Here is a 21,370-nt window from a genome sequence, read left to right on the forward strand (position 1 = left end):
ACCGGGCTGCCGAACGGCGCGGCGCGTTTGGCACACTGCGCGGCGTGCGCGTCTACCTAGGCTCTGATCACGCAGGTTTCGAACTGAAGAAGCACCTGGTCGCGTGGCTGCGCGAGAACGGGTACGAACCGGTCGACGTGGGCCCGGAGGTCTACGACGCCGAGGACGACTACCCGCCGTTCTGCGTGGAAGCGGCACGCCGCGTCGCTGCTGACGAGGGCAGCCGCGGACTGGTCATCGGCGGCTCCGGCAACGGCGAGCAGATCGCCGCGAACAAGGTGCCCGGGGTGCGGGCCGCGTTGACGTGGAACGTGGCAACCGCCGAGCTCTCCCGCAAGCACAACAACGCCCTCGTCGCCGGCATCGGTGCCCGCATGCACAGCACCGAGGAGATCGAAGGCATCATCCACGCCTTCCTGACGACCGAGTTCGAGGGCGGCCGGCACCAGCGGCGCATCGACATGCTGGCCGACTACGAGAAGACCGGCCAGCCGCCCGCCCTGCCGAACTGACGGCCCGGCAGGTCCCAGCTTTCCCGAACCACGGCGTCCCGGCCCGTCCCGCACGGGCCGGGGCCGATCTGCGCGGTCGACGATCACTCATGCCCGAAGGCCACACCCTGCACCGGCTCGCGCGATTGCACGAGCAGCGCTACGCCGGCGCTGCCGTGCGCGTGTCCAGCCCGCAGGGGCGGTTCGCCGCGGGCGCCGCCGACGTCGACGGTGCCGTCCTGCGCTCCGCGCAAGCCCACGGCAAGCACCTGTTCCACACCTACGCCGGCGACCGGATCGTGCACATCCACCTCGGGCTGTACGGCAAGTTCACCGAATTCGACCTGCCCGCGGCCGAACCCCGCGGCCAAGTGCGCATGCGCCTGCTCGGCGGCACGCACGGCACGGACCTGCGCGGCCCCACGGCCTGCGAACTGCTCACCCCCGACGAAGTGGCAGCCGTCCGCGAACGGCTCGGACCGGACCCGCTGCGCGCCGACGCCGACCCGGACCGCGCCTGGCGCCGCGTCTCCCGCAGCCGCACCACGATCGCGGCGCTGCTCATGGACCAGGCGGTGCTCGCCGGTGTCGGCAACGTCTACCGCGCCGAAGTGCTGTTCCGCCACGGCATTCCCCCGCACACCCCCGGACGCGACCTGACCCCGCAGCAGTGGGAGAGCACCTGGGCCGACCTCGTCGCCCTCATGCACGACGGCGTGCGAACCGGACGCATCGACACGGTCCGAACCGAACACGATCCCGTCACCACGGGGCGCGAACCGCGGCGCGACCGGCACGGCGGCGAGGTGTACGTCTACCGGCGCGCCGGCATGCCCTGCCTCGTATGCAGCAGCGAGGTGCTCACCGAGAAGCTGGCCGGCAGGCACCTCTACTGGTGCCCCGCCTGCCAGAAGGACCCGCGGTAGGACTTCGGGGAATCCGCGGCTCGTCAGAAGTCGAAGTCGAAGCCGTCGAACAGGCCGCCGCCGTCGCCGCCCATGTCACCGGCATCGCCGCCGTCACCGGCGTCACCGCCCATGTCGCCGGCGTCGCCGCCCACGTCACCGCCACCATCGGCGGCCATGGCCGCCGCGGGCACCCCGGCCATCCCGGTGAACAGGGTGCTCATCAGCAGGAAAGAGCCCGCACCCCACGCGCCGGCCATGAGAGCCGGCTTCCACCACGGCTGGCTGTACCAGCCCTCGGGCACGGGACGTCCGGCCACGTTGCCGCCGGGGTAGTAGTGCGGCGTCTGCTCGGTCGGCGAGGGCGAGGCGACCTGCTGCTGACCTTCGACCTCCACCTCGCGGTACTCGGTGACCCGGCCGGCCCTGGCGCGGCCCGAGGTGTCCGGCAGTTCCGGGCCCGGGTCCATGTCCATGGCGGTGCGCGCGGCCCGCGCGTAGTACAGGCCTTCCAGAGCGGTGTCCGTGGTCAACCGCGCCTGCTGAGTGCTCGTCGCCTGCTCCAGCTGGGACGTCGCCGCGGTGTGCCGCTCCGAGGCGTCGGCGAGGGCCTGCTTCGCGGCGTCGTTGGTCCCCACCAGGTGCAGCACCTGGCCGCCGAGCCGCTCGACCCAGCGGCGCGCTTCCGCCTTGGCGTCGTCGAGTTCTCGCCGGCGCGCGTCCTCGGCCTTCCGCCGCGACCACCAGACGGCGGCGATGATGACTGCCGCCGCGAGCACGATGATGATGAGCGCTTCCACGCGTTGCCTCCCGCACACGTCCGTTCGCTGCCGAGACTACGCGCTGCGCGGGGCCGGATCGATCGGTTCCGCGGGCGCGCTCCTGCGGGGCGCATCATCCGCGCCCGCACCGCCCGCGTGGCTGCGTGCGTGACCGTGCCTGCGCCGCCCGCACGCCCGCGTCACTCGGGCGGGCGTGTCATTCGGGAGTTCCGTCGAAGGGCAGTTCGGCGATCGTCTCCCATTCGGAGCAGGAGTGGTCGCGGTTGAGCTCCACCAGCGACAACGAGGGAACCCGGACCGAAGCCGGGTCGACGCTCGTGGCCCCGAGGGTGGCCACGGCGAAGATCGCTGGCCCGTCCTGGCTGGAATGCGCCAGGCTGATGTGCTGGTCGATCTCCTCCGGTTCGCCCGGCAGGTGCTCCCCGCCGAACACGTCGGCGACACCGGAGCGCACCGAGTCGCGCAGCTCCCGCACGGTCGACTGCGGTTCCGCGGGCAGCGCCAGCGACTCCGGCAGCACGACCGCGCGCTGGAACACCAGCGACAGCGGGGCCGTGCCGGTGATGCGCTCGCGCACCGCGGGGACGAGCGAGTCCAGCTTCGACCGGTCCACCTCGTCGGAGAAGCCGATCTCCTGGACCAGGATGTGCATCCACTCCAGCGGGACGGGGTCGAACCCGGGCAGGTCGCGCAGCGCGTACTGGTACTGGTTGACGAGGTCACGCAGACCAGGCTGGCCGCCCAGCGGCAGCAGCCAGGCGTAGCTCGTGCGCCCGGCGTACCACCCGGGACGCCAGCGGGCGTAGTTCCGCACCTGATCGGCGTGTGGCATGTCGATCACACCACACATACTGCACGGTTCCTTTCGCCTGTGGCGTCAGATTGAGCTATCTCACGCCGGTCGTGTCAAAGTCCGCCCGTTCGCGCGCCCGGCCGCACCGGCCCGGTTCCGCCCAGCCTAGGGAGTCCGCGGATCGGCTGGCGTAGCGGGTCAGGTGGGGGAACCTCCGGCGATGCCTCGCTCCGGGACCCCCGACATCGGGCAGCCATCTCGTTGCGTCGTTTTGCCCGTTGCGGGCACGGCGCGCGGCGGGAGTTTCCAGCGACGAGAACCCGGCGAGGAGAGCCCGGCGAGGAGAGCCCGGCGAGGAGAGCCCGGCGACGAGAACCCCCGCGACACGAACGGGGTGCGCCGGCATCGCGCCGACGCACCCCGTGCGGAGCGGGCGACGGGAATCGAACCCGCATAACCAGCTTGGAAGGCTGGGGCTCTGCCATTGAGCTACGCCCGCGCGTGTTCCGTTGTCCGCGGCACCTGCGTGATCCCGCGGGTCGTCCGTGCCACCGGCGCCGGACACCGCCGGTGCCGATGTGACGACTGGTGAGATCCTAACCCAGTCCGCTGCGGGCGAGTCACCCGCCCCGCGCTCGCCGCGCACCCGGTCGGGCGGCTTCGACCACGCGTGTCCGAGCTCGTCGGTGCGCGATAGGCTCCTGGCAGCGCGTCCGCCGGGCGGACGCGATCGGGGTGTGGCGCAGTTTGGTAGCGCACTCGCTTTGGGTGCGAGGGGCCGTGGGTTCAAATCCCGCCACCCCGACGGTGTGATGTCTCAGGCGGTGTGATGTCTCAGGACATCGCCACCCCGACCGGGCGGCCGCTCGTCGTGCGGCGGGCGGCCGCAGATGCGTCCGCGCCTCCTGTTCGGCACTTGGCTGCCCGGTTTGGCTCCCCGGCTTGGCTGCCCGGTTTGACCCCTGCTCGGCACGTGCTTGCAGCCGCGGCCGATCACCGAGCGCATTCCAGTCGTCCGCCGAACGGGTAACGATCACGGCGAATCGGGCGATGCTCACGGCGTGGACAGATTCTCCTCGCCGCCCCGGTGGTCCGCGGTGCTGGTGTGCGCGGGGCTCGTGCTCGTGGTCGCGGTGCTCGTCGGCGTGTCCCTCGGGATCGACGGTCCCGAGCCGGACGTCCCGTCCGAGCGGGTCGGTACCGCCGTGCCGCCTCCGCAGCGCTGAACCGCCGCGACCACCTCGCCGGGACCACCTCACCGGGACCATCCCGCTGGGACCACCTCACCGGGACATCCCGCCGCAGCCGTCCCGCGGACCGCCCTCGCAGCGCTGCGCGGGAGCCGCCGGCAGTGGCTGTGCGTGGCTGTGTGTGGCTGCGTGCGTGGTGGTGCGTGGCGTGTGCGCTGTGGTCTCCGTGCTCGCCCGCCACGGGTGGTGCCGATGGGCTCCGCAGCAGCTGACCCCGGAGCGCGCAGCCGCCGCGCAACGCAATAGACTCAGTGGTCAGCCCGGCATTGGCGGGCGTGACGGCGGCGAGCCGGTCGACGGCGGTCCGTCAGGTCACCCCGGCAGGCAAAGCGCCGGGAGCAAGCACGTTCGACTAGGAGACCACGTGAAGAGCACCGTCGAGCACCTGAGCCCGACGCGCGTCCGGATCAATGTCGAGGTGCCGTTCGAGGAGCTCAAGCCGAACTTCGACCGCGCGTACAAGGCACTCGCCCAGCAGGTGCGCATTCCCGGTTTCCGGCCGGGCAAGGTGCCGGCCAGGGTGTTGGAAAGCCGCATCGGTCGTGCCCCAGTGCTCGACGAGGTCGTCAATGAGGCAGTCCCGTCGAAGTACCTCGAGGCGGTCAACAGCACCGAGGTGAGCCCCCTCGGCCGCCCGGACATCGAGGTGACCAACATCGCCGACGGCGAGCAGATCGAGTTCACCGCCGATGTGGACGTCCGCCCGGAGATCACCGTGCCCGCCTTCGGCGAGCTGTCGGTGAGCGTGGACGACGTCGAGCTCACCGAGGAGGAGATCAACGAGCAGCTCGACACCCTGCGGGCCCGTTTCGGGACCCTCACCGGGGTGGATCGCGCCGCCCAGCAGGGCGACTTCGTCAGCCTCGACCTGTCCGCCACGGCCGACGGCGAGGAGATCGAGGACGCCAGCACCAGCGGCCTGTCCCACGAGATCGGCTCGGACAACCTGATCGAGGGCCTGGACGACGCGATCACCGGTTTGAGCGCGGGCGAGACCACGACGTTCACGACGACGCTCGTCGCGGGTGACCACGCCGAGCGCGAGGCCGAGGTGACCGCCACGGTCGGCTCGGTCAAGGAGCGGCACCTGCCCGAGGCCGACGACGAGTTCGCGCAGATGGCGAGCGAGTTCGACTCGATCGACGAGCTCATGGCGGACCTGCGCGAGCGCATGGGGCGCGTCAAGCGGATGCAGCAGGGCATGGAGGCTCGGGACAAGGTCCTGCAGGCCCTGCTGGACAGCACCGACGTGCCGGTGCCGGAGCAGGCGGTCGAGTCCGAGATCGAGACGCGGCACCACGACGCCGTGCACCCGTTCGAGCACGACGACGAGCAGTTCAACGAGTCGTTGCGGCAGCAGGGCCGGACTCGCGAGGACTGGGACGCCGAGACCCGCGAGGAGGCGGAGAAGGCCGTCCGGACGCAGCTGGTCCTGGACACCGTCGCCGACGCCGAGGAAGTGTCCGTCTCGGACAACGAGCTCACCGAGCGGATCATGTACCAGGCGCAGCAGTCGGGCATGAGCCCCGACCAGTTCGTGCAGCAGGTGCAGCAGTCCGGTCAGCTGGGCGCGATCTACGCCGATGTCCGCCGCAGCAAGGCGTTGTTCGACGTCGTGCGGCAGGCGACGATCACCGACGCCTCCGGCAACGAGCTGGACATGGACGAGCTGTTCGGCACCGAGAACGAGAACGGCGAGCAGGACGAGGAGTCCGAGCCGGCCATCACGGAGGTCGAGGGCGAGTCCGTGGAAGTCTCCGCCGAAGCGGAGCCGGAGTCCGAGTCGGACGCGGAGCAGTCGGAGTCCGAATCGGAGCAGAAGGGCGGCTGACGCGCCGGCGGCACGTCAAACGAACATGCTCTGAGCGAACGTGGGCGGTACTGGGAAGCTGGTGCCGCCCACGTTCGTTAGGGTCGACGTCAGCGGATCACACCGGGGGTGGGCCCGCAACCGCGAAAGCCGCTCGGCTCACCTGGGCGGTCCATTGTGGAGCATCGCCCTCGGCGAAAAGCCCAGTTGTGGGAGTAAGGCAGGGAATCGTGACGCAGCACCTGACTCAACCGGCGTCCGACGGGTCGCCGCAGATGCGAACCACCACGTCCAACGGGCTCTCGTTGACCGACTCGGTGTACGAGCGGCTGTTGCGGGAACGCATCATCGTCCTCGGCACGCAGGTCGAGGACACGATGGCCAACCAGATCTGCTCGCAGCTGCTGCTGCTGGCCGCGGAGGATCCGGAGCGGGACATCGCGCTGTACATCAACTCGCCGGGTGGCTCGGTGACCGCGGGCATGGCCATCTACGACACGATGCAGCTGGTCAAGCCGGACGTCGCCACCGTCGCGATGGGCTTCGCCGCGTCGATGGGGCAGTTCCTGCTGTCGGCGGGCGCCCAGGGCAAGCGGTTCTCGCTGCCGCACGCGCGGATCATGATGCACCAGCCCTCGGCCGGGCTGGGCGGTACGGCCTCGGACATCGCGATCCAGGCGGACGTGTTCTCCAAGCACAAGCGGGAGATGGCCGAGCTGATCGCGGAGCAGACGGGCCAGACGCCGGAGAAGATCCTCCAGGACTCCGACCGCGACCGCTGGTTCACCGCGCGGGAGGCCCAGGAGTACGGCTTCATCGACCACATCGCGTCGGCGGCGAACCTGCCGCAGAGCTGAGCCTCCTCGACGTGCCGCGTCCGGTCGCGGTCGCGGGTGCGCAGCCGCTGCGGACAGCGGCGGCGTGCAATCAGTGCAGCCTCTTCGTGAACCACTCCAGCGACAAGGAGTCACCTCTCGTGAGCTCGTTCCAGCTACCGCAGTCCCGTTACGTGCTGCCGTCCTTCGTCGAGCGCACGCCTTACGGGGTCAAGGAATCCAACCCGTACAACAAGCTGTTCGAGGAACGCATCGTGTTCCTCGGGGTGCAGATCGATGACGCCTCGGCCAACGACGTCATGGCCCAGCTGCTCTTCCTCGAGTCCGACGACCCGGACCGGGAGATCAAGATCTACATCAACTCGCCCGGCGGCTCGTTCACGGCGCTGATGGCGATCTACGACACGATCCAGTACGTGCGGCCGGACGTGAGCACGATCTGCCTGGGTCAGGCCGCCTCGGCGGCCGCGGTGATCCTCGCCGCGGGCACGAAGGGCAAGCGGCTCGCCCTGCCGAACTCCCGCGTGCTCATCCACCAGCCCTCGGTGGAAGGTCTCTACGGGCAGGTCTCCGACCTGGAGATCCAGGCCGCCGAGGTGGAGCGGATGCGGACGCTCATGGAGCGCACGCTCGCCACGCACACCGGCAGGACGTCCGACGAGATCCGCCAGGACATCGACCGGGACAAGATCCTCACGGCCAACGACGCCATGGAGTACGGCATCGTCGACGAGGTGCTGCCCTACCGCAAGCTGTCGCATTCGTGAGTGATGCCACCGGCGCCGAGCCGGGCAGGCGCGGGCGTTGCGCCGTCCGCGAATGGTTTCCTGGGGTGTCGCCCGGTGAGCGAGCGAACCGGGCGACACGGCCGGGGCACGACACGCCCGGCCGTCCCGCCGCGTGGCGATGCGTGGCCGCGTCGCGGATGCGCATGCCAGGATCGCGGCGCCGCAGCGTCTCCCCGAAGCAGGGGAACGCCGGGTACTGTCGAAGGCACGAACACGGTCAGGTGCGTCACCGGACGACGCACCGGAGGGGACGGGGTCAGCGGTCATGGCACGTATCGGTGACGGCGGCGACCTGCTGAAGTGCTCCTTCTGCGGGAAGAGCCAGAAGCAGGTGAAGAAGCTCATCGCCGGCCCCGGCGTGTATATCTGCGACGAGTGCATCGATCTCTGCAACGAGATCATCGAGGAAGAACTCGCCGAGACGGGTGATGCGAAGCTCGACGAGCTGCCCAAGCCCGGCGAGATCCACGACTTCCTCGACCAGTACGTCATCGGCCAGGACGCCGCGAAGCGCAATCTCTCGGTTGCCGTCTACAACCACTACAAACGCATCCAGTCCGCGGAGAAGCGGGAGAGCCGCAGCGAGGAGCAGGTCGACCTCGCCAAGTCGAACATCCTCATGCTCGGCCCGACCGGCTGCGGCAAGACCTACCTCGCCCAGACGTTGGCGAAGATGCTCAACGTCCCGTTCGCCATCGCCGACGCCACGGCGCTGACCGAGGCCGGCTACGTGGGCGAGGACGTCGAGAACATCCTGCTCAAGCTGATCCAGGCCGCGGACTACGACGTCAAGCGCGCCGAAACGGGCATCATCTACATCGACGAGATCGACAAGGTGGCCCGCAAGAGCGAGAACCCGTCGATCACGCGGGACGTCTCCGGCGAGGGCGTGCAGCAGGCGCTGCTGAAGATCCTGGAGGGCACGCAGGCGAGCGTGCCGCCGCAGGGCGGGCGCAAGCACCCGCACCAGGAGTTCATCCAGATCGACACGACGAACGTGCTGTTCATCGTCGCGGGAGCGTTCGGCGGTCTGGATCAGATCGTCGAGGACCGCGTCGGCAAGCACAGCATCGGGTTCGGCGCGGACCTGCGGGCGAAGTCGGAGGTCGACACGACCGACCACTTCGGCGACGTCATGCCCGAGGACCTCATCAAGTACGGGCTCATCCCCGAGTTCATCGGCCGGCTGCCCACTGTCGCCAGCGTTTCGAACCTGGACAGGGAAGCGCTCATCCGGATCCTGACGGAGCCGCGCAACGCCCTGGTCAAGCAGTACAAGCGCCTGTTCGAGCTCGACAACGTGGAGCTCGAGTTCACCAAGGCGGCACTGGAGGCGGTGGCCGACCAGTCGATCCTGCGGGGAACCGGTGCCCGCGGCCTGCGGGCGATCCTCGAAGAGGTGCTGCTGCCGGTCATGTACGACATCCCGAGCCGCTCCGATGTCGCCAAGGTCGTCATCACCGAGCAGACCGTGCGGGAGAACGTCAACCCCACGATCGTGGCCCGGCAGGCGACGCGTCGGGAGCGACGCGACAAGTCCGCCTGAGCCGGCTTCAGCACCGCCGCGCGGGCGTCCCCGCACCGGGGGCGCCCGCGCGCATGTGGACGGACGGTACGAGTTCTGGGCGCGAGCCCGTGCCGCGCACCGGACCGGTTCCCGCGACATCGCGATTCCCGCTGCGGAATGCTCGAACATCGTCGATCATGGTGGGGACCGCGACGGACGTTCGGGGGAGGGACGATGAGCGAATTGCGCGTGCTGCTACTCCGCGATGGCGCCACGGGTCCGTGGCACTGGCAGCAGTGGCTCAGCAACCGGTTGGCCGAGCACGGTGTCGCGCTCAACGCGCTGCGCCTGCCCGCCGCGGACAGGCCTGCGCTCCCGCTGCTGCTCGCGGAGCTGCACGGTGCGCTCGAGGCCGTGTCCGAGACCGATGAGCTCGTCGTCGTGGCCTACTCCCGCGGCGCCGCGCTGTGGTTGCAGCACGTGGCGCGCTTCGATCCGGCAACCCGGCGGGCCGACCGCGTGCTGCTGTGCGCGCCGTCCGAAAACCCGCCACCCGATGTGGACGTGAGCGCCACCCGGCGTGCCGCGGGAATGACGCGCCTGGTCGTCGGTACTGGGGACGAGCAGCTGCCCATGCCCCGGGCGCACGCCCTGGCCGAGCGCCTCGGCGTGGACCTCGACGTCATCCTCGGCGGGGAGCACCTCACCACCGAGGCCGGTTACGGTCCGTGGCCGGCGATGCTGCGCTGGGTGCTGCACGGCACCGCCCCGCTGGTGGACCGCTACGACGCGGAGCTCCCCCGCGGCGAGCTCGTTTGAATCCGCGGCGAGCTCGTTCGAATCGCCTGGCGGGGCGGTATCACTCCACGTCACCGGCCTGATCGTCCACGGCGAAGGAGAAGTGTTCACGCACGTGCCACCGGGTGCCGCTGAACACCACCAGCCAGGCCTCCTGCAGCACGGTGACCATCGGCAGGGCGGCGGTCACCGTCGCCTGGATCCGCGTCGCGGACTCCTCCGGAGCCTGCATCGCCACGGTCACGTGCGGCTCGGCCACGTTCGCGCGCCGCTCGTGCGGCACCGCCTCGGGCCACCGGGCGCGCACCGTCTCCGTCAGCGTGGTCAGCTCGTCGTTGGTGGCCGGCAGGTAGACGAAACCGTCCTCCTGTCGCCGGCACTCGGACAGAGTGACCGGAACAGGGGGCTGCGTGCGGAAGATGTCGTCCAGCATGTTGATGTGCTGCTCGTCGAGCGCGTCCGCGTCCAGGAACGGGTAGAGCAGCGAGATGTGCGCGGGGACGTCCCGCACCGCCTCCGGATAACCCTGGCTCACGGTCGTCAGGACGGGGTCGGCCTCCGGGACGGGGAGCACCAAACCGGTCAGTCCTTCTCGCGCCAATGCACTCCTCCTCTCGAGCACGTCGGCCGACGAGGGGAACGACCCGCTCCTGCCGACGCGCCCTCGGCCGACGCCGAACACGTCGACCCTGGCTGTGCCCGCGCAGCCGTGCCCGCGCAACCCGCGAGGCTCGGCGCGCATCTTCACGGTACCGCTGTCGATCCGCTCAGCGCGTGGCACCGAGGTCGAAGTCACGGCATCACCGCGGCCGCGGGGTGCCTCAATCGGAGTCCGCACCGGTGAGCACGCGAGCAGCCTGGGTGTAGACGTTCATCGTCTCGCCGCGCAGGAACCCGACCAGCGTCATCCCCTGCTCCGCGGCCAGTTCCACCGCGAGCGAGGAGGGCGCCGACACCGCCGCGAGCACCGGGATCCCGGCCATCGCCGCCTTCTGCACCAGTTCGAACGACGCGCGGCCGGAAACCATCAGCGCGCAGCTGCGCAGCGGGACGCGCTGGGACAGCAGCGCCCACCCGAGCACCTTGTCCACCGCGTTGTGCCGCCCCACGTCCTCCCGCGCTGCCAGCAGCGTGCCGTCGGGGGTGAACAGCCCGGCGGCGTGCAGTCCGCCGGTGCTGGCGAACACCCGCTGCGAGGCGCGCAGCGTGTCGCCGAACGTGGCCAGCGTGTCGGCCGGGATGGAGACCGGGTCGGCGGCGGGGGAGAAGCGGGTGCGCACGCGGACCGCGTCGAGCGCGGCCTTGCCGCACACCCCGCACGAGGAGGTCGTGTAGAAGTTCCGCTGCACCGAGGTGTCCGGTGGCGCCACGCCGGGGGACAGGACGAGGTCCAGCACGTTGTAGGTGTTGCGCCCGTCCGGGCCGGGGCTGTCGCAGTAGCGTGCCCCGCTGACGTCCTCCGACGCGTCGACCACACCTTCGGTGAGCAGGAAACCGTGCGCCAGTTCCACGTCGTGTCCCGGGGTGCGCATGGTCACCGTGAGGGGATCTCCGGCCAGCCGCAGCTCCAGCGGCTCCTCGGCGGCCAGCGTGTCCGGGCGCCTGTCGGTGTTGCCGGGGCTGACCCGAAGGATCGGCCGGCGCACCGTTACTCGTCCCATGCACAACTCCCTGCGTCGCGTCCACCGGCGTCGCGCCCGCCTGCGTGGCGTCGTCGGCCCTGACGGGTAGCGCGCCGGCTGTCGAGTCGGTCCGGCTGCCCGGCGGGCAGCGCTTCCCGCGCGGTCACGCCGCTTCGAGGCGGACGATGATCGCCTTCGACACGGGGGTGTTCGACTTGTCGGCGACGGAGTCCAGCGCGACCAGCGGGTTGGTCTCCGGATAGTAGGCGGCGGCGCACCCGCTCGCAGTGGGGTAGCCGACCGCGCGGAACCGCTTGGCGCGGCGCTCCTCGATCGTGCCGTCCGCAGCCTCCCACTCGGAGACCAGGTCGACCACGTCGCCGTCGGCCACGCCGAGCCCTTGCAGGTCCTCGGTGTTGACGAGCACCACCCGGCGGGCGTCCTCGATGCCGCGGTAGCGGTCGGACAGGCCGTAGATCGTGGTGTTGAACTGGTCGTGGCTGCGCAGCGTCTGCAGCAGCAGCCGCCCGCGCGGGACGTGGATCGGCTCGGCCGTGTTGACCGTGAAGTTCGCCTTGCCGGTGGCGGTGGGGAACGAGCGCTCGTCCCGCGGCGGGTGCGGCAGCACGAACCCGTCCTCCTGGCGCACCTTCCGGTTGTAGTCGGCGCAGCCGGGCACCACGCGGGCGATGTGCTCGCGGACGGTGTCGTAGTCGCGCTCGAACTCGGACCAGGCCACGGGGTGCTCCTCGCCGAGCAGCCGCCGCGCCAGCCGCGAGATGATCGCCACCTCGGACAGCAGCTGCTGCCCGGACGGTTCCAGGCGGCCCCGCGAGGCGTGCACCACCGACATCGAGTCCTCGACGGTGACGAACTGCTGCCCGGTTTCCTGCACGTCGCGTTCCGTGCGGCCGAGCGTGGGCAGGATCAGCGACGTGCGTCCCGGCGTGGCGTGCGAGCGGTTGAGCTTCGTCGACACCTGGACGGTGAGTTCGCAGTCGCGCAGCGCCTGCGCGGTCGCCTCGGTGTCCGGAGTGGCCGAGACGAAGTTGCCGCCCATGCCGACGAACACCCGCACGTCGCCGGACCGCATCGCGCGGATCGTGTCCACTGTGTCCCGGCCGTGCTCACGCGGCGAGGTGATGCCGAACTCGCCGTCCAATGCGGACAGGAACGACTCGGGCATCCGCTCCCAGATGCCCATGGTCCGGTCGCCCTGCACGTTGGAGTGCCCGCGCACCGGGCACAGGCCGGCGCCCGGCTTGCCGATCATGCCGCGCAGCAGCATCGTGTTGACGATCTCGCGGATCGTGGCCACGCCGTGCTTGTGCTGCGTCAGCCCCATCGCCCAGCAGGTGACGGTGCGTTCGGAAGCGGCGAGCATGTCGGCGATGCGCTCGATCTGCGCCTGCTCCAGTCCGGTCGCCTCGACCACGCGGTCCCAGTCGACCTGTTCGGCTCCGGCGGTGAACTCGGCGAAACCGGCGGTGTGCTCCTCGACGAACGCCTGGTCGACCGCTCCGCGCTGCAGCAGCAGCGCGTTCAACGCCTTGAACAGCATCAGGTCGCCGCCGATGCGGATCTGCGCGAACTCGTCGGCCAGCGCGGTGCCCTTGCCGAACAGGCCCTTCGGGGTCTGCGGGTTCTTGAACCGCATCAACCCGGTCTCCGGCAGCGGGTTCACGGCGATGATCCGCCCGCCGTTGTTCTTGACCTTCTCCAGCGAGGACAGCATGCGGGGGTGGTTCGTGCCCGGGTTCTGCCCCACGACGAGCACCAGGTCGGCGTGTTCCACGTCGGACAGCGACACCGATCCCTTGCCGATGCCGATCGTCTCGGTAAGCGCCGATCCCGAGGACTCGTGGCACATGTTCGAGCAGTCCGGCAGGTTGTTCGTGCCGAACGACCGCGCCAGCAGCTGGTAGGCGAACGCGGCCTCGTTGCTGGTCCGCCCGGAGGTGTAGAAGGCCGCCCCGTCCGGCGAGTCCAACCCCCGCAGCCGCTCGGTGATGAGGTCGAAGGCCTCGTCCCAGTCGATCGGGCGGTAGTGCGTGTCGCCCTCGCGCAGCACCATCGGTTCGGTGAGCCGGCCCTGCTGCCCGAGCCAGTAGTCGGTCTTCTCCGCGAGCTCGGACACGGGGTGGGCGGCGAAGAACTCCCGGTCGACGCGGCGGGTCGTGGCTTCTTCGGCCACCGCCTTGGCGCCGTTCTCGCAGAACTCGGCGGGGCTGCGGTTCTCGCCGTCCTCCTTGCGCGGATCCGGCCACGCGCAGCCCGGGCAGTCGTAGCCGGAGCGCTGGTTCAGCAGCGGCAGCGTCCGGATCGTCCGCGACAGCCCCATCTGCTCCCAGCCGCGCCGCAACGACACCCACACGCCGGTGAGGCCGGCGGCGGCCGTTCCGCGCTCGGAAACGTCGAGGGCTGATTCGTCCACATCGTCACGGGGAGCTTCGCGCGCCATACGAGGATGATGCCGCATGCCGGGCCCGCGATGTAAGCCCTGGGGAGAGCCTGTCGCGCTGCCGGGCACCGGAGCAGTGGCGCCGGACCGCCCGCGACGAGTTCGTCGAGCCGCTCGCGCCGCAGCCGCAGCGGGACACTGGTGCGGTTCGCAGCGCAAGTACAAGAAGTGCTGCGGTGCGCCCGGCTTCGCCGATGCGGAACCGGAGGGGCCGGCGGCTGAGGAAGCGCCCGTGCGCGACGGCCCGCGCGGGCGGTGGTAGCCGAGTCTCCTTCCGGGCGCCCGACACGCCGCGGGGACGAGCACTCCCCGACAGGCGTGCTCACCGGGGCTCGTAGAATTCCGGGCGTGACTCAGACCCGCAGCGCGCAGCAGCAGCCCCGCGAACTCCCGTCGAGCTGGAACCCCGCCGACGCCGAGGCAGAGCTGTACCAGCGCTGGGTGGACGCCGGCTACTTCACGGCGGATCCGCACAGCGGGCGTCCGCCGTTCTCGATCGTCATCCCGCCACCGAACGTGACCGGCAGCCTGCACATCGGCCACGCCTACGAGCACACGCTGATGGACCTGCTCACGCGGCGCCGCCGGATGCAGGGCTACGAGGCCCTGTGGCTGCCGGGCATGGACCACGCGAGCATCGCCGTGCAGACGCTGGTGGAGCGCCAGCTGCACGAGGAGGGCACCGACGCCCTCGAACTCGGCCGCGAGGCCTTCGTCGACCGCGCCTGGGAGTGGAAGCACCAGCACGGCGGCGCCATCCTGTCGCAGATGAGTCGGCTGGGCGACAGCGTCGACTGGACCCGCGAGCGGTTCACCATGGACGACGGGCTCTCGCGCGCGGTGCGGACGATCTTCAAGAAGCTCTACGACGACGGCCTCATCTACCGCGCCGAGCGCCTGGTCAACTGGTCGCCGGAGCTGAAGACCTCGCTGTCCGACATCGAGGTGGACTACGAGGACGTCGAGGGCGAGCTCGTCTCCATGCGCTACGGCGACGGCGACGCGTCCGTGGTCGTGGCGACCACGCGCGTGGAGACGATGCTCGGTGACACGGCCGTCGCGGTGCACCCGGAGGACGAGCGCTACCGCGCGCTGGTCGGCACCGAGCTCGAGCACCCGCTGACCGGCCGGAAGATCCCGGTGGTGGCCGACGACCACGTCAATCCCGAATTCGGCACCGGCGCGGTCAAGATCACCCCGGCGCACGACCCGAACGACTTCGAGATCGGCCAGCGGCACGACCTGCCGATGCCGACGATCATGGACGAGAGCGGTCGGATCGACGGCACCGGCACCCGGTTCGACGGCACGGAGCGCTTCGAGGCCCGCGCGCAGGTGCGCGAGGCGTTGCGCGCCGAGGGCCGCATCGTCGCCGAGAAGCGCCCCTACGTGCACAGCGTCGGGCACAGCTCCCGCACCAAGGAACCGATCGAGCCGCGGCTGTCGCAGCAGTGGTTCGTCAGCGTCGGCCCGCTGGCCGAGGCCGCCGGCGACGCGGTGCGCGACGGTCGGGTCGCGGTGCACCCGACGGAGATGTCCAAGCGCTACTTCGACTGGGTCGACAACATGCACGACTGGTGCATCTCGCGCCAGCTGTGGTGGGGCCACCGCATCCCGGTGTGGCACGGGCCGAACGGGGAGATGGTCTGCCCCGGCCCGGACGAGGAGCCGCCGTCCGAACCGGGCTGGCGCCAGGACGAGGACGTGCTGGACACGTGGTTCTCCTCGGCCCTGTGGCCGTTCTCCACGATGGGCTGGCCGGAGGACACGGTCGACCTGCGCACGTTCTACCCGACCAGCGTGCTCGTCACCGGCTACGACATCCTGTTCTTCTGGGTGGCCCGGATGATGATGTTCGGGCTCTACGCCATGGACGGGGTCGCGCCGTTCAAGGTCATCGCGCTGCACGGCATGGTCCGCGACGGTTTCGGCAAGAAGATGTCCAAGTCCGCGGGCAACACGGTCGACCCGCTGGAGTGGATGGACACCTACGGTGCCGACGCGCTGCGGTTCACCCTCGCCCGCGGGGCGAACCCGGGGGCGGACGCGCCCATCAGCGAGGAGTGGGTCTCGGGCGCCCGGAACTTCGGCACGAAGCTGTTCAACGCCACCAAGTTCGCCCTGATAAAGGGTGCGCGGGTGCCGGAGTTCCCGGTGGAGGAGGCCGAGCTGACCGATGCCGACCGGTGGATCCTCGGCCGGCTCGACCAGCTGGTGTCCGATGTGGACTCCCTGTTGGACGACTACCAGTTCGCCAAGGCCACCGAGGCGCTGTACCACTTCACCTGGGACGAGTTCTGCGACTGGTACGTGGAGCTGTCCAAGGTGCAGCTCGACGCGGACGAGGCGTGCGCCGAACGCACCCGCGAGGTGCTCGGCCAGGTGCTCGACGTGCTGCTGCGGCTGCTGCACCCGACGATGCCGTTCGTCACCGAAGCGTTGTGGACGGCGCTGACCGGCCGCGACTCGGTGGTCGTGGCCGACTGGCCGACCCCCTCGGGTGCGGCCGCCGACGAGGGCGCGGCCGAGCGCGTCGCCGCCGTGCAGAAGCTCGTCACCGAGATCCGCCGGTTCCGCTCGGACCAGGGCCTCAAACCGGGGCAGAAGGTCGCCGCGCGGCTCGGCGGGATCGACGAGGCCGGTTTGGCCGAGCACGCGGACGGGGTGCGCGCGCTGGTGCGCGTCACCGAACCGGGCGAGCAGTTCACCTCCTCGGCTTCGGTGGAGGTCGGGCTGCCGGGCGGGACCGTCGCGGTCGAGCTGGACCTGTCCGGTGCGGTCGACATGGCCGCCGAGCGCAAGCGCCTGAACAAGGACCTCGAGGCCGCGCGCAAGGAACTCGAGGGCACCGACGAGAAGCTGAACAACCCGTCGTTCGTGGCGAAGGCCCCGACCGACGTGGTGGACAAGATCCGCACCCGCCGTGCCGCGGCCGAAGCGGAGATCGAGCGGATCGACGCTCGACTGGCCGCGCTGCCGGAGAGCTGAACCGAGCGAAGAGGTGACCTACGTGCCCGGCACCGAGTCCCAGTCCTTCCGCGAACTGCGGTTGGTCGAGGACGAGCTCAACGAGCGCTGGCCGGAGACCAAGATCGAACCGTCCCTGGACCGCATCCGGGCGTTGGTCGATCTGCTCGCCGAGCCGCAGCGCACCTACCCGGTGGTGCACATCGCGGGGACCAACGGCAAGTCGTCGACCTCCCGCATGGTCGATGCCCTGCTGACCCGGTTGGGCCTGCGCACCGGCCGCTACACCAGTCCGCACCTGCAGCTGGCCACGGAGCGGATCTCGATCGACGCCGCGCCGATCAGCGCCGAGGGCTACGTCGAGGCCTACCGCGACGTGGCGCCGTACGTGACGCTGGTGGACAACCGCAGCCCCGTCCCGATGAGCAAGTTCGAGGTGCTCACCGGCATGGCCTTCGCCGCTTTCGCCGACGCCCCGGTGGAAGCCGCGGTGCTCGAGGTGGGGCTCGGCGGCAGCTGGGACGCCACCAACGTCGCCGACGGCCTCATCAACGTGATCTGCCCCGTCGCCAAGGACCATGCGGACTACCTCGGCGACGACATCGGCTCGATCGCGGCGGAGAAGGCCGGCATCATCAAGTCCGGTTCCGTCACGATCCTCGCCGGGCAGCAGGCCGAAGCCGAACGGGTGATCCTGGAACGCGCCGCCTCGGTCGATTCGACCGTGGCCCGTGAGGGGCAGGAGTTCGGCGTGTTGGAGCGCACCGTCGCCGTCGGCGGGCAGATGGTGCGGCTGCAGGGCCTCGGAGGCGTGTACGACGAGGTGTTCCTGCCGGTGCACGGCGAGCACCAGGCGCGCAACGCGGCGGTGGCCCTGGCCACGGTGGAAGCCTTCTTCGGCGCCGGTGCCGAGCGGCAGCTGGAGATCGACGCGGTGCGCGAGGGTTTCGCCAGCGTGATCACGCCGGGGCGGTTGGAGCGCGTGCGCGCCGCTCCCACGGTGCTGGTCGACGCGGCGCACAACCCGCACGGAACGCGGGCGCTGGCGCAGGCGGTGAACGCGGAGTTCTCCTTCCGCACGCTCGTCGCGGTGGTCGGCGTGCTCGGCGACAAGGACGCCCACGGCATCCTCACCGAGCTCGAACCGGTCGTCGAGCAGTTGGTGATCACCCGCAACTCCTCGCCCCGCGCGCTGGACCCCGACGAGCTCGCCGCGCTGGCCAAGGACGTCTTCGGTCAGGAGCGGATCGTGGTCGAACCGCGGCTGGACAACGCCGTGGAGCACGCGATCCAGCTCGCCGAGGAGGTCAGCGATCCGAGCGAGACCGTCTCCGGCGGCGGTGTGCTCATCACCGGTTCGGTCGTCACCGCCGGTGAGGGGCGTGCCCTGTTCGGCAAGGACCCGGCGTGAGCGAGGTGGGCGGCAACACCGAACGCGGTCTTCCGGTTCCGCCGGAAGGGGTGCGCGACCCGTGGAAGGGATTGCGCGGGGTGATGGCCGGCACGCTCGTGCTGGAGTTCATCGTGTTCGGTCTGGCCCTGCCCATCGTGTGGCAGTTCGGTGCCGGCGTGTCCAGCGTCGGCTTCGGCCTCGTCGCCGCGCTGGCCGTGCTCATGCTGCTCGCCGGGTTCGTGCAGCAGCGTCCGTGGGGGCTGCGCCTGGCCTTGGCGCTGCAGGTCTGCGCCGTGCTGTGCGTGTTCGTGCATCCGGCCATCGGGATCATGGGCGTGCTGTTCGCCGCGGTGTGGGGTTACGTGCTGTACCTGCGCCGCGACGTGGCCCGCCGGATGCGCGAAGGCCGGCTGTACGACCAGCTCGGCCATCCGCCCGGTTACCCCGACCAGGCGGAGTAGGCGGGTGCAATAGGCGGCCCAGTAGGCAGGTGCAATGGGCGGGGCGGGAGGAGCTCCGGCAGCGGGCTTCAGCCGATGTCGATCACGGCGCGGCCGAGGACCTCCCGCTTGTCGAGCGCGTCGTAGGCCTGCTGCACCTGGTCGAAGTCGTAGCGCCGGGTGATGGCGTCCTGCGGGCGCAGCTGTCCCCGCGCGACCAGGTCGAGCAGCACGGGCATGTCGCGCCGCGGTTTGGCCCCGTAGGAGCCGCTGATCCGCAGCTTGCGGCGCGCGATGGTGGCCAGGTCGAACTCGCCGATCGTGCCGCGCGGGGCGATGCCGACGACCACGATGTGCCCGCCTTCGGTGACCGCGTCGCGGGCGGTGCCGAACGTGGCCACCGAGCCGAGCGCTTCGAAGGCCACGTCGACTCCGCGCCCGCCGGTGATCTCCCGGATCACCGCGGGCGCGTCGTCGGTGGCGGCGTTGACCACGTGGGTCGCGCCGAGCTGCCGCACGGTGTCGAGCTTGTCGTCGGAGATGTCGACGGCGACGATCGTGGACGCGCCGAACACGGCCGCCAACTGGATCAGCGCCGAACCCACGCCGCCCGCACCGACGACGGCGATCGTGTCCCCGACCCGCACGTCGGCGGCGTGCCGCAGCGCGCCGTAGGCGGTCATGGTGGAACAGCCCACCGAAGCCACGTCGGCCAGCTCCACCCCGTCCGGCACCCGGTAGACCGCGGTGGTGGGGGTGATGCAGCGTTCCGCGAGCCCGCCCATCGAGTACATCGCCACCGGTTCTCCACCGGGGCGGAACAGGCGCGTGTCGTTGTCGTAGAGCAGGCCCGCCGCCCGGTTGTAGCCGAAGAAGCGTTCGCAGATGTCCTCGTTGCCGCGGGCGCACTGGCCGCAGTCGCCGCAGGGCATGATGAAGCTCGTGACCACCGGGTCGCCGACGGCCAGGTCGTGCACGCCCGGACCGAGCGCGGAGACGGTGCCGGCGACTTCGTGGCCGAGCACGCCGGGGGTGGGGAAGGGCAGCTCGCCCTTGAGCACGTGCAGGTCGGAGTGGCAGGCACCGCAGGACCGCACGTCGATGGCGACTTCACCCGTGCGCGGTTCCGGTGGCTGCAACTGTTCGATCCGCATCGGTTCGTGCACCGCGGTGTGTACTGCCGCACGCATCCCAACTGCTCCCGTCGACGCCGTCGTGCGAGGTGGTGTTGAACACTAGCCGCCTCGAAGCCCCGCAGGCCAGAGGTGCCGGGCGGGGCGGTTCCGAGCGTGGTGCGCCGGGGCGCTCTCGGCTGCGCGGACCTCGCCGGTGACCAGCGCACTCGGGCCGCTACCCTGGCGGCGAACGGGGTGTGCGCGCCCGCACGGTGCGGGCGCGCGGCACCGGGCCGCCCGGCGGCGGCCCCAGGGACGACGAAGGAGCACTTCCGTGAGCGAGCGCACACTGGTTCTCGTCAAGCCGGACGGGGTTCAGCGCGGCCTGATCGGCGAGGTGATCAGCCGCATCGAGCGCAAGGGGCTGAAGCTGGTCGCGCTGGAACAGCGGCAGGTGGACGAGCAGCTCGCCCGCCAGCACTACGCCGAGCACGACGGCAAGCCGTTCTACGAGTCGCTGGTCGAGTTCATCACCTCGGCCCCGGTCGTGGCGGCCGTCGTGGAGGGCCCGAAGGCGGTCGGCGCGTTCCGCCAGATCGCCGGCGGCACCGACCCGGTCGAGAAGGCCGACGCGGGCAGCGTCCGCGGTGACTACGGTCTCGAGGTGCAGTACAACCTGGTGCACGGCTCGGACTCGCCGGAGTCGGCCGAGCGCGAGATCAAGCTCTGGTTCCCGGAGCTCTGAGGCGAGTTGACGGAAACCGCTATCGATCCTGACGGGTTCGTCACGGGGCCGCACCGCGTGGACACCCCGCACCCCGGTCTCGTGGATGCGTTGACCGACCTGGGGGGACGCGTCACGGTCGCCGGTGGCGCCATCGGATTCAGCTCGACCAGCGAGGTCGACGAGGTCCGCTCGGCAGCCGAATCGGTGGTCGAGGACGCGCAGCAGCGGCGCACGAGCCTGCTCACGATCGGCCAGTCGCACGTGCTCGTGGGCGCGGCCGCGCTCGTGCCGGGCCGGCTGCCGGTGGACGCGCACACCGGGCAGCTCACCTGGTTGATGGTGGACCCGTTGCTCCAGGGCAGGGGGTGGGGGCGGCAGCTGCTCGACGCGGTCCTCGTGCAGGCGCAGGCCAGCGGCCTGGCCAGGCTCCAGGTGTTCGTCCGCGCGGGCCATGACCTGGAGCGCTTCTTCACCGGCCAGGGCTGGGTCGAGCGCGGGCGCTGGCCCGGTGCGTTCCGGATCTCCCCGGAGGACGAGCGCGACGGGATCTGGCTGACCCGCGAGGTGTGAACCACCGCGGCCCGGCCGGCGCAGCGGGGTCGTGGAACCACTCGGACCGGCGCAGCTTTCGCGCGGTCGGCGCGTGGGTGTTGTCAGCACGTGGTTCGACGAGCAAGCATCGTCG

General features: G+C 70.6%; 20 protein-coding genes and 2 tRNA genes. 15 read left to right on the forward strand and 7 right to left on the reverse strand.

Annotated features, from left to right (window positions below; all coding sequences use genetic code 11):
* Positions 1–44: 44 nt before the first annotated feature.
* A complete protein-coding gene (locus tag ACVGV2_RS05300) occupies positions 45–512 on the forward strand; it encodes a ribose-5-phosphate isomerase (protein WP_459164926.1) in 468 nt (155 codons plus the stop codon).
* Between the two features lie 89 nt (positions 513–601).
* Positions 602–1,417 carry an Fpg/Nei family DNA glycosylase gene (locus tag ACVGV2_RS05305; protein ID WP_459164927.1) on the forward strand — a complete coding sequence of 272 codons (816 nt, stop codon included), beginning with the start codon at positions 602–604 and terminating at the stop codon, positions 1,415–1,417.
* A 23-nt stretch (positions 1,418–1,440) separates the two neighbouring features.
* On the opposite strand, the gene ACVGV2_RS05310 is transcribed toward ACVGV2_RS05305, so the two are convergent.
* The 3 genes from ACVGV2_RS05310 to ACVGV2_RS05320 form a co-directional block, all read right to left on the reverse strand.
* Entirely contained in the window at positions 1,441–2,196 is a 756-nt protein-coding gene (locus tag ACVGV2_RS05310; RefSeq protein ID WP_459164928.1) for a hypothetical protein, read from the reverse strand.
* A 178-nt stretch (positions 2,197–2,374) separates the two neighbouring features.
* Positions 2,375–3,028 carry a 2'-5' RNA ligase family protein gene (locus ACVGV2_RS05315; protein ID WP_459164929.1) on the reverse strand — a complete coding sequence of 218 codons (654 nt, stop codon included), beginning with the start codon at positions 3,026–3,028 and terminating at the stop codon, positions 2,375–2,377.
* Between the two features lie 371 nt (positions 3,029–3,399).
* Positions 3,400–3,470: transfer RNA gene (locus tag ACVGV2_RS05320), tRNA-Gly, on the reverse strand.
* Positions 3,471–3,702: 232 nt separating this feature from the next.
* Between ACVGV2_RS05320 and ACVGV2_RS05325 the strand changes: the two genes are divergently transcribed.
* The 7 genes from ACVGV2_RS05325 (at position 3,703) to ACVGV2_RS05355 (ending at position 9,981) form a co-directional block, all read left to right on the forward strand.
* Positions 3,703–3,776: transfer RNA gene (locus ACVGV2_RS05325), tRNA-Pro, on the forward strand.
* 256 nt (positions 3,777–4,032) lie between these two features.
* Positions 4,033–4,197, forward strand: a complete 165-nt coding sequence (locus ACVGV2_RS05330) for a hypothetical protein (RefSeq protein ID WP_459164930.1) — start codon at positions 4,033–4,035, stop codon at positions 4,195–4,197.
* Positions 4,198–4,585: 388 nt separating this feature from the next.
* Positions 4,586–6,052, forward strand: coding sequence for a trigger factor (tig, locus tag ACVGV2_RS05335; RefSeq protein ID WP_459164931.1), 1,467 nt, complete (start codon positions 4,586–4,588; stop codon positions 6,050–6,052).
* Positions 6,053–6,306: 254 nt separating this feature from the next.
* Complete coding sequence (locus ACVGV2_RS05340) at positions 6,307–6,888, forward strand: ClpP family protease (RefSeq protein ID WP_459164932.1); 582 nt, start codon at positions 6,307–6,309, stop codon at positions 6,886–6,888.
* Positions 6,889–7,007: 119 nt separating this feature from the next.
* Positions 7,008–7,634 (forward strand): ATP-dependent Clp protease proteolytic subunit, encoded by a 627-nt coding sequence (locus ACVGV2_RS05345; protein WP_459164933.1) that lies wholly within the window; start codon positions 7,008–7,010, stop codon positions 7,632–7,634.
* Positions 7,635–7,920: 286 nt separating this feature from the next.
* Positions 7,921–9,201 carry an ATP-dependent Clp protease ATP-binding subunit ClpX gene (gene clpX, locus ACVGV2_RS05350; RefSeq protein WP_459164934.1) on the forward strand — a complete coding sequence of 427 codons (1,281 nt, stop codon included), beginning with the start codon at positions 7,921–7,923 and terminating at the stop codon, positions 9,199–9,201.
* 195 nt (positions 9,202–9,396) lie between these two features.
* Positions 9,397–9,981: an alpha/beta hydrolase gene (locus tag ACVGV2_RS05355; RefSeq protein WP_459164935.1), complete on the forward strand. Its 585-nt coding sequence runs from the start codon at positions 9,397–9,399 to the stop codon at positions 9,979–9,981.
* 40 nt (positions 9,982–10,021) lie between these two features.
* Here the strand turns inward: ACVGV2_RS05355 and ACVGV2_RS05360 are convergent, their stop codons facing one another.
* From ACVGV2_RS05360 to ACVGV2_RS05370, 3 genes are all read right to left on the reverse strand, one after another.
* Entirely contained in the window at positions 10,022–10,561 is a 540-nt protein-coding gene (locus tag ACVGV2_RS05360; protein WP_459164936.1) for a 2'-5' RNA ligase family protein, read from the reverse strand.
* A 220-nt stretch (positions 10,562–10,781) separates the two neighbouring features.
* On the reverse strand, positions 10,782–11,621 hold the full coding sequence (gene fdhD, locus ACVGV2_RS05365) for a formate dehydrogenase accessory sulfurtransferase FdhD (protein ID WP_459164937.1): 840 nt from the start codon (positions 11,619–11,621) through the stop codon (positions 10,782–10,784).
* 124 nt (positions 11,622–11,745) lie between these two features.
* A complete protein-coding gene (locus ACVGV2_RS05370; RefSeq protein WP_459164938.1) occupies positions 11,746–14,043 on the reverse strand; it encodes an FdhF/YdeP family oxidoreductase in 2,298 nt (765 codons plus the stop codon).
* Positions 14,044–14,059: 16 nt separating this feature from the next.
* Here ACVGV2_RS05370 and ACVGV2_RS05375 point away from each other — a divergent pair, with 16 nt between their 5' ends.
* From ACVGV2_RS05375 to ACVGV2_RS05390, 4 genes are all read left to right on the forward strand, one after another.
* Complete coding sequence (locus tag ACVGV2_RS05375; RefSeq protein WP_459164939.1) at positions 14,060–14,305, forward strand: SEC-C metal-binding domain-containing protein; 246 nt, start codon at positions 14,060–14,062, stop codon at positions 14,303–14,305.
* Positions 14,306–14,391: 86 nt separating this feature from the next.
* A complete protein-coding gene (locus ACVGV2_RS05380) occupies positions 14,392–17,031 on the forward strand; it encodes a valine--tRNA ligase (protein WP_459164940.1) in 2,640 nt (879 codons plus the stop codon).
* Between the two features lie 22 nt (positions 17,032–17,053).
* Complete coding sequence (gene folC / locus ACVGV2_RS05385) at positions 17,054–18,421, forward strand: bifunctional tetrahydrofolate synthase/dihydrofolate synthase (RefSeq protein WP_459164941.1); 1,368 nt, start codon at positions 17,054–17,056, stop codon at positions 18,419–18,421.
* Positions 18,418–18,864 (forward strand): DUF4233 domain-containing protein, encoded by a 447-nt coding sequence (locus ACVGV2_RS05390; RefSeq protein WP_459164942.1) that lies wholly within the window; start codon positions 18,418–18,420, stop codon positions 18,862–18,864. The genes folC and ACVGV2_RS05390 overlap by 4 nt, the downstream gene beginning before the upstream one ends.
* A gap of 68 nt (positions 18,865–18,932) precedes the next feature.
* Here the strand turns inward: ACVGV2_RS05390 and ACVGV2_RS05395 are convergent, their stop codons facing one another.
* Positions 18,933–20,033 carry a zinc-binding dehydrogenase gene (locus tag ACVGV2_RS05395; protein ID WP_459164943.1) on the reverse strand — a complete coding sequence of 367 codons (1,101 nt, stop codon included), beginning with the start codon at positions 20,031–20,033 and terminating at the stop codon, positions 18,933–18,935.
* 259 nt (positions 20,034–20,292) lie between these two features.
* Here ACVGV2_RS05395 and ndk point away from each other — a divergent pair, with 259 nt between their 5' ends.
* Positions 20,293–20,703: a nucleoside-diphosphate kinase gene (gene ndk / locus ACVGV2_RS05400; protein ID WP_459164944.1), complete on the forward strand. Its 411-nt coding sequence runs from the start codon at positions 20,293–20,295 to the stop codon at positions 20,701–20,703.
* Positions 20,704–20,709: 6 nt separating this feature from the next.
* Positions 20,710–21,255 (forward strand): GNAT family N-acetyltransferase, encoded by a 546-nt coding sequence (locus ACVGV2_RS05405; RefSeq protein WP_459164945.1) that lies wholly within the window; start codon positions 20,710–20,712, stop codon positions 21,253–21,255.
* Positions 21,256–21,370: the final 115 nt, after the last annotated feature.

The organism is Bounagaea algeriensis, assembly GCF_054491375.1.